The organism is Nonomuraea terrae, assembly GCF_004348995.1.
In the GTDB taxonomy this organism is placed as follows: domain Bacteria; phylum Actinomycetota; class Actinomycetes; order Streptosporangiales; family Streptosporangiaceae; genus Nonomuraea; species Nonomuraea terrae.
Window position 1 is genome coordinate 1 of record NZ_SMKQ01000468.1, and the last position, 353, is coordinate 353.

General features: G+C 72.0%; 1 protein-coding gene. It reads right to left on the bottom strand.

Translation table 11 applies throughout. From position 1 onward, the window contains the following. The coding region (locus E1286_RS47415; protein ID WP_165970264.1) for a transposase at positions 1 to 353 on the bottom strand (353 nt) is incomplete at both ends.

Sequence of the window (353 nt, forward strand, 5' to 3'; positions counted from 1 at the left end):
CAGGGTGGAGCCGTCCCGGCAGCGGGCCACGGCGGGCAGGTTCCGGCCGGACTTGCAGCGCACCAGCAGGTCGGCGCCGGTGGCGGCCAGCTGGTTGAGCAGGTCGGTGGCGGCGAAGTTCCGGTCGCCCAGCAGGAGCATCCCGGTCTGTAGATGCGCGGCCAGGCGGCGGGCGTAGTCCAGCTCACCGGTCGTGGCGGGTCCGAACACGGCCCCGATGACCGACCGGGTGCCGCAGGCCACCAGTGCGGCCAGCCGTAGTTGCGGGTATCCCGAGATGCCGTTGCCGAGTCGCTGGCGGGTGAAGACCGTAAGGTTGGCGGCACTGTCCGGGATCGGCAGCAGGGTGCCAT